This window comes from uncultured Corynebacterium sp. (assembly GCF_937999985.1).
Lineage (GTDB): Bacteria > Actinomycetota > Actinomycetes > Mycobacteriales > Mycobacteriaceae > Corynebacterium.
Map to the genome: position 1 here is coordinate 1 of NZ_CALLDG010000071.1, position 9705 is coordinate 9705.

Sequence of the window (9705 nt, forward strand, 5' to 3'; positions counted from 1 at the left end):
ATCGTCCCGCGCGTACCGGCGCCCAATTTTTCGGACGCCACCAACCCCACCCGCGTATTTTCCCTGAACACCTACTGGGGCAAGGCCGACGATAAGCGGATTGCGCGTGCCATCGATGAGCTCAAACCAGATGTGGTTTTCCTCCTGGAGACTAATGCGGAGGAAGTTAGCAGAGTGGCGGACAAGACCGGCTATCTCCCTATGACCCAGCCGCGACCTGGCAACGATCGGGCGGATAATGTTGTGGCGCTCGTGTCGGCGTCATACAAAGAAAAAACAGGGGCGCACGGCAACATGGTCCGTGGGCTCACTCGCTTCCAGACCCCGCGCGTGAACGCACCGCTGCACGGCAACAGCGAGTTCGTGGGCGTGCACGCGGTGGCGCCGGCGAAGGACGACCGCCCGGCGTGGGAGCGTGAACTGGCGAACCTCAGCGAGTGGGCGAACTCCCGGCGCCACCTGGTGCTCGCCGGCGACTTCAACGCAACGCGCAGCCACCCGCGCTACCGCGACTTCGAGCTCAGCGACTGCACGGGGCACCTGGCGCACACCCCAACGTGGCCGGCGGTGTTCCCCGTGATTCGGCTGGATCACATCATGACCACCGGCGAGTGCCTGGGTGGCGGCACGAAGCGGATTCTGGGTACTGACCATCTGGCCGTGTGGGCGGACGTAACCACCTAGACTGGCGGGCATGGCAGAACCACAACCGCGGCCCCGAACCGCGAAGGAGATGTGGGGCGAGCCGGCCAACCGCCTGCGCCCCGGAGTGCGCGCCGCAGCCCGGAACTTGCGCCGCATCGCGCCGGTGCAAGGTGCAATCCGCGTGCGCGAGGGGATAGTCTTCGCCATTCAGTGCGCTATCGGCGCGGGCCTGGCGCTGCTTATCGCGGAGCAGGTTTTTGATCACCAGCAGGCTTTCTTCGCGCCCATCGCGGCGGTGCTGAGCCTGGGCGTGAGTGCCGGTAAGCGACTGCGGCGCGGCTTCGAGCTGGTGCTGGGCGCCTCTGTGGGGGTGGGTATCGGCGATCTGGTGATTAGCAACATTGGTAGCGGATACTGGCAGGTCTCTGTGGTGGTGCTGTTCGCCATCTTGGTGGCGACGTTCGTGGATAAGTCGGTCTCTGTGGCTTTCCAAGCTGCCAGTTCCGCTGTGCTGGTGGCGACGATCCTGCCGCCGGGGTCTTCTGGTTCGTGGGACCGCATGATCGACGCGCTGATCGGTGGCGTGATCGGCATTTTGGTGCTGGCGCTGGTGCCGAACTCCCCGCTGCGCCCGGCTAGGCGGGAGGTCTCCACGCTGATCTCGAAGGCTTCGCTGGTGCTGGACGATGTGGCGCAGGGCATGGAGGAGCGCAAGCCCGAGAAGATCACCAAAGCCCTGGAGATCGCCCGCGGCACCCAGACCTACGTGAATGCCCTGCTGACGAACGTGGGTGGAGGCTCGGAGGTCGTGGCCGTCTCGCCGATTTACTGGACGGCCCGGCGGCATGCGAAGTCTATGAACCGCATCCTGGTGCCCGTGGATAACGTGATGCGCAATACGCGCGTGCTGGCTCGCCGGGCGGAGATCATGATGCTGGACGAGATCGAGCCGCCGGAGGAGATGATCGAGCTGATGCGCGGTATCTCTAACGAGCTGGGCCAGCTGGGTGCGTTGTTCGCCGAGGGCGGTACGCGCGGCACCCGCGATGAGGCGGTGGAGATCCCGGAGATCGTGCGCGCCTTGCAGAAACTCGCCGCGGAGGCGGACCTGGCCATCGCGGAGGGTACGGGCTTGTCGGGCACGGTGGTGTTGGCGCAGTGTCGTTCGATTATTGTTGACGCCCTGCAAGTCTGTGGCTATTCACGTGAGTCGGCTATGGCGTTTCTGCGGCCGACGGTGGATAGGCCGTGGCAGCCGCCGGAGGTGTGGGACGAGCTGGGGGAGTAGGGCGGGGCTACGGGTGGAACCTTAAGAGTGGCGATAGTAGATTCTTAAAGAAGTTGGGGAATTGTTCCCCACAACGACTTAATGTCGTCTCGCTCTACTTTGAGGTGCCTCTTATGATGTTTCTTCGTTCTCGCCGCACAATGACTGCTGTTGCGGCGGCATCCAGCTTGGTATTGACCGCCACGGCTGTCCCACAGTCCCCGTTCTCCCCGGTAGCTGCGCAGGCCGCCACGGCTAACAAAACGCAGGATACGAACCTGCCGCTGCATTGCAATATTTATGCCGGAGGCGGTAGAGCAAATGAGGATAAGGATCTGTCTACCGCGGTTCATGTTCAGATGCCAGAGAGTGCTGGCGTAGGCGAAGTTGTAACCGCCACAATCAATATTGATGACATCGTGATCAATGAGCCACGTTTGGATCAGTTTGGTTTTAGTCTGGATCCAAGTTTTGAAAAGGGTAGTAAATCCAAAGCCAATCGAGTAAGGTTCTACATTCCTGAGGACGTTGAGCTGGTCGATTCCAATCTTGACGCCACCTTGAATAAGAATGTCATCCTTGTAAACAAAATGATGGTTCCGGCGAAGGTCGCCAAAACGACCGTGAAGATTGGATTCAATACCCTTGAACTTAAGTTGAGGGCAAAGAAAGCTGGAAAGCTAACAATCCAGACGCCAACCGCATTTACGAAGGTCGACGACGCGAATCGTGTTAATGCCAACAATATGTTCTACGGGTATGGCATTGCTGGAACCGTTCTCGGGTTTAAAGAGGTGGGCCTCCGTACAGCGTGCATGACCGACCAGTACAAGCCGCTGGGTGTTACTCAGGTTGGAGAAGCTGCCGACTTCAATGAGCCCAAGTACGATCCCATCCAGGTGAAGCAGCAGGATACCGCTACCTCGAAGAACACCGCGCAGGCGCCGGAAGGTACCACCTACGCTAAGGGCGCCAACGCTCCGGAGTGGGCGACCGTCGCCAAGGATGGCACTGTCACCGTCAAGCCGGGACTGGATGTGAAGCCCGGCGACTACACCGTCCCGGTCGTTGTCACCTACCCGGATGCCTCCGCTGATAACACCGTTGTAAAGGTGAAGGTTACCGTTAAGCCGAAGAACGAACAGCACAACCCGAAGTACACAGATGTGACGGTGGTTCAAGACAAGACGGAAACCTCCGCTAAACCATCCGACGCTGGAGAAGGCTCCACCTTCGCTGCCGGTGAAGGTGCGCCGACCTGGGCGACCGTCAACGCCGACGGCACGGTTACCGTCAAGCCCGGCACGGATGTGGAGCCGGGCGAGCACCCCGTTCCGGTCAAGGTGACCTATTCCGACAAGTCCGTCGGCAACGCAACGCTGACAGTTCACGTTAAGCCCAAGCCCGCTAACGAGGTGCACGACCCGAAGTACACCGACATTAAGGTAAAGCAGGGGGATGAGAAAACCGCTGCGTCTCCGAAGGACGTCGCCGATGGCACTAAGTTCGCCCCTGGTGAAGGCGTGCCGAAGTGGATCACCGTCAACGAAAACGGCACCATTGAGGCGAAGCCCACCCTGGAGACCGAGGTCAAGGAGTACACCGTCCCGGTCACCGTGACCTACCCGGATGGGACCTCCGACAAGACTGAGCTGAAGGTGGAAGTCACCAAGAAGCCAGACAACGAGATCCACAATCCGCAGTACGACGACGTGACCGTCAAGCAGTTGGATACCGTGACCGTAGCGGCTCCGAAGGACGTTGCTCAGGGAGCGAAGTTCGCCCTCGGTGACAACGCGCCGGACTGGGCATCCGTCGCAGAGGACGGCACCGTCACCGTGAACCCGGGGCTGGATGTCCCCGAAGGTGATTACACCGTCCCGGTTGTTGTGAGCTACCCGGACAACTCCGCCGATAAGACCGAGGTTAACGTCCACGTAAAGGTGAAGCCCGCCAACGAGCTGCACGATCCGAAGTACACCGATACTTCCGTCGAGCAGGACAGCACCGCTACCGTGGCTGCACCGGAGGACATGCCAGACGGTACGAAGTTCGCCGCTGGTGAGGGCGTGCCGGAGTGGATCACCGTCAACGAGAACGGCACCATCGAAGCGAAGCCCACCCTGGAGACTGAGGTCAAGGAGTACACCGTCCCGGTCGTCGTGACCTACCCGGATGGCTCCACCGACAACACGTCGGCGAAGGTGAACGTAACCAAGAAGCCGGACAACGAGATCTACTCCCCGGAGCTCGGCAGCATCACCGTGAAGGCCAACCGCACCGCGAAGACCCCGGCCGTTGAGGGGCTGCCGGCTGACACGAAGTTCGCCCTTGCAGACGGTGCGCCTAGCTGGGCAACCATCGACGACAAGGGTGTCGTGCAGCTAAACCCGGGCGGTGACGTTGCGCCGCAGGATTACGACGTTCCGGTCACCATCACTTACCCCGATGGCACCGAGGACACCGCCACCTTGAAGGTCACCGTCACGGAGCGTGACATTGCCGAGGTGCACGACCCGGCCTACGCACCGATCGAGGTTGTGCAGACCGAAACCGGTACTGTTGCTGCGCCGACGGACAGCACCGCTGATGCGGAATACTCCCTGGGTGCGGGTGCTCCGAAGTGGGCCACGCTGAATAAGGATGGCAGCATCGAGGTCAACCCGGACCTGAACGTCGAGCCGGGCGAGTACAAGATTCCCGTCACTGTCGTTTACGAGGACAACTCCTCCGACCGCACCACCGCCGTGGTGACCGTCACCAAGAAGCCTGACAACGAGATTCATGACCCGACCTACGCGGATGTGACCGTGAAGCAGGGCGACGAAGTGACTGCACCGGCTCCGACGGATGTGGCTGAGGGTGCGACCTTCGAGGCTGGCGAGGGCGTGCCGGACTGGATCACCGTCAACCCGGACGGCTCCGTGATTGTGAAGCCGGGCCTGGAAGTGGTCGACGGTACCTACACCGTTCCGGTGAAGGTGACCTACCCCGACAAGACGGGTGACGACACGACGGTGAACATCACCGTGACCGTCAAGCCGACCAACGAGCTGCACGATCCGACTTACTCGGATGTGACTGTGAAGCAGGGCGACGAAGAGACCGCTCCGGCTCCGACCGATGTGGCCGAGGGTGCGAAGTTTGCTGCTGGTGAGGGCGCCCCGGAGTGGGCGACCGTTAACGAGGACGGCTCCGTAACCGTGAAGCCAGGCCTGGAAGTGGTCGACGGTACCTACACCGTTCCGGTGAAGGTTACTTACCCGGATACCTCGGCTGATGACACCACCGTGAACGTCACCGTGACCGTGAAGCCCGCTAACGAGATCCACGATCCGACCTACTCTGACGTGACGGTGAAGCAGGGCGACGAAGTGACCGCTCCGGCTCCGACCGATGTGGCCGAGGGTGCGACCTTCGAGGCTGGCGAGGGCGTACCGTCCTGGATCACCGTCAACCCGGACGGCACCGTAACCGCCAAGCCGGGCACGGATGTAGAGGCCAAGGAGTACACCGTTCCGGTGAAGGTCTCCTACAAGGATGGTTCCGGCGACGACACGACCGTGAACATCACCGTCACCGTGAAGCCGACCAACGAGAAGTACAATCCGACCTACCCCGGTGCCGACGTGAAGCAGGGGGACGAAACCACCGTCGCCCCGCCGGCTGACGTAGCTGACGACGCGGAGTTCGCTCTTGGTGAGGGTGCTCCAGACTGGGCTACCGTCAACCCGGACGGCACCGTCACCCTGAAGCCGAGCAAGGAAGTTGAGCCGGGCGAGTACGACGTCCCGGTTGTCATCACCTACCCGGATGGATCGACCACCACCACGACGCTGAAGGTGACCATCACGAAGCAGGAAAAGCCGAATGACAACACCGGCGGATCCAGCGGTTCCAGCAGCGGATTGTTCGGATCTTTGAGCGGCTCAAGCAACGGCTCCAGCAGCATCACCGGTTCCAGTCCATTCGGTATTTTCCTCGCGGCCCTGTTCGGAACTATTGCGCTCGGTGCCGGCCTGACGTGCCTGTACAACTGGGCACGCGACCACGGCTACGTCCGCTAACCGCGGGCGCGCTTAATTGCGCACGAACTGTCCATCCCGCAGGTGACGGTAAAACGTCACCGACTTCAGCGGGCGGGGATGGCGCACCCCATCACGGGTAACCGCCAGATCCACCCCACCGGCCTGTAAGGCCCGCCCCCGCAGTACCGTCGGAGAGACGGTACTGCGGGGCTTCTTTATGCGCCCAAACCAACCCTTACGGGGCAGTGGCGGACGCTGCACCGCAGCCAAACCCGGAGCATCCGGGGTTGGAACCAGGCGCACGCCATTGTTGAAATCGCTGGTGCCCGCCTTTGCCTGCTCATACAGGATCTCGGAATCGACGATCACCTCGCCGATCATCTCCGCCACTTCCTCGGACTCGCTTGCCGGGCCGGTGACCTCCGCCACGCCCAACGTCACCACGCCGTGGTCGTCGCGGATCACCGGAGTCGGCACAGCCGGGGAAGCGAGCGCGAAGGTGAGGTGTTCGGCGGGGGAGAAGGTGGCGTCCAGACCCCACGAAAGAGCAACCGCCGAAGAACCAGAGGGGATAAAACCAACCTCGACCCACAGGGCATCGATGCGCATCAATTTGGACACCACGGCGGCCAGAGCAGCGTCGCTACCTTGCACGATCACGCGCACGCGCTCGCTGACCTCGTGCGGATCCGGCTGCGGGGCGCCCAAGTGGGGAGCGTCGGGGCGCTGCATCATCTCCTCCAGCGACGGGGTGGAACCCACCACGAACCGCTCCAGATCATCCAGGAAACGCAGCTCCTTGCGCTTCGGCACCGCGGACAGATCAAGGCACTCCACGGCCTCGCCCGGCAGTACAGGATCGCGCAGCCGATCGCTGGCGGGAACATCGCAACGCAACATAAACAACATAGAAACCCACCATAGCCGTGCCACAAGCACCGGCGAGGTACTAGAATGGAGAAACGTCTAGGTGCCCCGCCCGGTTTCTAACTGAAGCTACAGCAGCGACAGAATATGCAGCAGATGCTTGGAGCGGGGCTACACCCATGAGTACAGAAGTACCAACGCAGAGGACGTGTTTTAGTTTCCATGGCAGCGATCATCGTCGTAGGCGCCCAGTGGGGCGACGAAGGTAAGGGCAAAGCTACCGACATTCTGGGCGGGAAGGTCGACTACGTAGTCAAGCCCAACGGCGGCAACAACGCCGGCCACACCGTCGTCGTCGGCGGCGAAAAGTACGAACTCAAGCTGCTGCCCGCAGGTGTGCTTTCCGAAAACGCCACGCCCATCATCGGCAACGGCTGCGTGGTGAACCTGGAGGCGCTGTTCGAGGAGATCGACGGTCTGGAGGCTCGCGGCGCAAACGCTTCCCGCCTGCGCGTTTCCGCCAACGCGCAGCTGGTGGCGCCCTACCACGTGGCCATCGACCGCGTGGCCGAGCGCTTCCTGGGCAAGCGCGCCATCGGCACCACCGGCCGCGGAATTGGCCCGACCTACGCAGACAAGGTCTCCCGCGTGGGCATCCGCGCCCAGGACCTGCTGGACGAATCCATCCTGCGCCAGAAGATCGAATCCGCGCTGGACCAGAAGAACCAGATCCTCGTGAAGATCTACAACCGTCGCGCCGTGGATGTGGACGAGGTTGTGGACTACTTCCTCTCCTACGCCGATCGCCTCAAGCCGATGTTGATCGATGTGTCGACGGAGCTGAACCAAGCTCTGGACGCCGGTAAGTCTGTGCTGATGGAGGGCGGCCAGGCCACGATGCTAGACGTGGACCACGGCACGTATCCCTTCGTGACTTCCTCTAACCCCACCACCGGCGGTGCGTGCGTGGGTACGGGCATTGGTCCGACGCGCATTACCGCATCGCTGGGCATCATCAAGGCCTACACCACCCGCGTGGGTGCCGGTCCGTTCCCCACGGAGCTGTTCGACAAGTGGGGCGAGTTCCTGCAGACCACCGGCGGCGAGGTTGGCGTGAACACCGGGCGCAAGCGCCGCTGCGGCTGGTACGACTCCGTGATTGCCCGTTATGCCTCCCGCGTGAACGGCTTCACCGACTACTTCCTGACGAAGCTGGACGTGCTGACCGGCATCGGCGAAATCCCGATCTGCGTGGCCTACGACGTGGATGGTGTGCGCCACGACGAGATGCCGATGACGCAGACCGAGTTCCACCACGCCACCCCGATCTACGAGACCATGCCCGCGTGGGACGAGGACATCACCGATTGCAAGACCTTCGAAGAGCTGCCGGAGAAGGCGCAGGATTACGTCAAGCGTCTGGAGGAACTGTCCGGCTGCCGAATCTCCTACATCGGCGTGGGTCCGGGCCGCGACCAGACGATCGTCATCAACGACGTCGCGGAGAGCTAGGGCAGGGCTAGAGCAGGGCTAGGGCGCTGCGCTAGAGCGCGGGCAGCGTGGCATCCAGCGGCGGTACGGGGAGGGGCTTGAGGTGAGCGCGATTATCCTGCATGACCTCGAGTCTACTGAGGAGCCACGGGGGTGAATGCCGGGAAGATCTGAATATTTTTAAAAGGAAAATACTTGTTCGGCAACGTGATGCACGTCACTCGCTTAAGGTTTGTCTTAAATTGCAAACGCAGCCCCCGGTTACGAGGAGTGAAACCATGCCGATCCAGAGCCCACAGCAGGAAATCGACATCCCGAACAGCACAATCTACGACGTACTTTTCGGCAACATTGCCGAGGAAGACCTCGGTCGCATCGCCATCACGGACGACGCCACGGGATCGCAAACCACCTACGGGGAACTCAAGGCTCTTATTGACGCCTTCGCGGGCGCACTAGCCGAACGCGGAGTCAAGCCAGGCGTAGTCGTCGGGCTGCACTGCCCGAACAGCCTCGCCTTCGCGGTCGCCTTCCACGGCATTCTCCGCGCCGGGGCGACCGTCACCACCCTGGGTTCCCTGATGAACGCCCACGACGTGGCAAAACAGCTCAAGGACTCTGGTGCGACGTATGTGCTGACGACCAAGCTGCTGGGAGAAGCGGGCGTCCAAGGCGCAGAAGAAGCAGGGATCGACCCGAGCAACATCATCGACCTCACCGACGAAGCGACCGGCCTCAAGGCGCTCGTGGGGGAGGGCCGCCCCGCGCCGGAGGTTAGCATCGACCCGGCGACCCACGTGGCGGTGCTGCCGTACTCGTCGGGCACCACGGGCGTGCCGAAGGGCGTGCGCCTGAGCCACCGCAACCTCGTGGCGAACATCCTGCAGATCGGCGTGCGGCTAGGCCCAAACGGCCTGGATCGCGACTCCGTGGTGATGTGCGTGCTGCCGTTCTTCCACATCTACGGCATGAACGTCCTGTTGAACTCCTGCCTGTACGTGCGCGCCCACGTGGTGACCATGCCCAGCTTCGACCTGGAGAAGTTCCTGGCAGCTCACCAGAAGTACGGCATCACGTTCACCTTCATCGCCCCGCCGATCGCCGTGGCGCTGGCCAAGCACCCGCTGGTGGACAAGTTCGACATCGGCACCCTGGAGACGGTGCTCTCCGGCGCGGCGGCCCTGGACGCACAGCTTGCAAACGCTGTAGCTAACCGCCTGGGCGTGCGCATTCTGCAGGGCTTCGGCATGACCGAAACCAGCCCCGTGACCAGCGTCAGCGACGTGGGAGTTACGCCGCTGGATTCCATCGGCCTGCCGGTCTCCAACACGGAGGTGAAGATCGTGGACATCACGACAGAAGACCTCGCGGAGATCCACCCGCCCGCGGACGAGGGCGAGCGTTCCG

At 62.2% G+C, this 9705-nt stretch carries 6 protein-coding genes; 5 read left to right on the top strand and 1 reads right to left on the bottom strand.

The window, feature by feature from the left end; genetic code table 11:
- The 3 genes from Q0331_RS03340 to Q0331_RS03350 all read left to right on the top strand — a co-directional run.
- On the top strand, positions 1-684 hold a 684-nt coding region (locus Q0331_RS03340), incomplete at its 5' end, for an endonuclease/exonuclease/phosphatase family protein (RefSeq protein WP_298074865.1).
- Between the two features lie 10 nt (positions 685-694).
- Positions 695-1933 carry an aromatic acid exporter family protein gene (locus tag Q0331_RS03345; RefSeq protein WP_298074867.1) on the top strand — a complete coding sequence of 413 codons (1239 nt, stop codon included), beginning with the start codon at positions 695-697 and terminating at the stop codon, positions 1931-1933.
- A gap of 113 nt (positions 1934-2046) precedes the next feature.
- The gene (locus tag Q0331_RS03350) at positions 2047-5979 is read left to right on the top strand and encodes a Rib/alpha-like domain-containing protein (RefSeq protein ID WP_298074869.1); all 3933 of its coding nucleotides are present in this window, start codon (positions 2047-2049) and stop codon (positions 5977-5979) included.
- A 12-nt stretch (positions 5980-5991) separates the two neighbouring features.
- Here Q0331_RS03350 and Q0331_RS03355 read toward each other — a convergent pair whose 3' ends face one another.
- Positions 5992-6849, bottom strand: a complete 858-nt coding sequence (locus Q0331_RS03355) for a hypothetical protein (RefSeq protein WP_298074871.1) — start codon at positions 6847-6849, stop codon at positions 5992-5994.
- A gap of 180 nt (positions 6850-7029) precedes the next feature.
- Here Q0331_RS03355 and Q0331_RS03360 point away from each other — a divergent pair, with 180 nt between their 5' ends.
- Positions 7030-8319: an adenylosuccinate synthase gene (locus tag Q0331_RS03360; protein WP_298074873.1), complete on the top strand. Its 1290-nt coding sequence runs from the start codon at positions 7030-7032 to the stop codon at positions 8317-8319.
- Between the two features lie 257 nt (positions 8320-8576).
- The coding region (locus tag Q0331_RS03365; protein ID WP_298074875.1) for an AMP-binding protein at positions 8577-9705 on the top strand (1129 nt) is incomplete at its 3' end.